The 492-nt window shown below is 65.9% G+C and carries 1 protein-coding gene; it reads right to left on the bottom strand.

Going from position 1 to position 492, the window contains the following annotated elements:
• Positions 1-112 precede the first annotated feature (112 nt).
• Positions 113-492 (bottom strand): glycosyltransferase family 4 protein (locus DF185_RS23165; protein ID WP_119754664.1); only part of this gene is annotated, 380 nt, incomplete at its 5' end.

Here is a 492-nt window from a genome sequence, read left to right on the forward strand (position 1 = left end):
TCAGCGAACATGGCGATGATTTCGATGCCGAAATGATCCTCCAGCCGGAAGAAAGTTTTGAAGCCGGCCTGAAGCGCATGGGCGCAGCTGGCCTCACCCGCGTGTTCGCGCGTCATGGCTCGGCCAGCGCGGAGGCCTTTGCACGCGCCTGCGCGGCCCGGTCCACGCGCTCATAAAGGCTCAGCGCGGCCCGGGTGAAAGCCGTTTGGGTAAAGCCCTTGGCAAAGCGCAAAGCCCCATTGGCGACCAGTTTGGCCGCCAGATCCCCATCCTCCAGCGCACGGCGCAGGGCCTGTGCGAGCGCCTCTGGATTTTCGCTGGGCACGAGCAGGCCGTCGCGCTCTGGCGTGATCAGCGATGCCGCCCCGCCGATTTGCGCGGCGATCACTGGGCGATTGGCCGCCCATGCTTCAAGAACGGCCAGGCCCAAATGGTCCTCCCGCGCGGGCATTGCCAAGACATCGCAGCAGCCGAGCAATGCGGCACGATCGG

It is taken from the genome of Marinifilum breve (assembly GCF_003202155.1).
GTDB classification, from domain to species: Bacteria; Bacteroidota; Bacteroidia; order Bacteroidales; family Marinifilaceae; genus Marinifilum; species Marinifilum breve.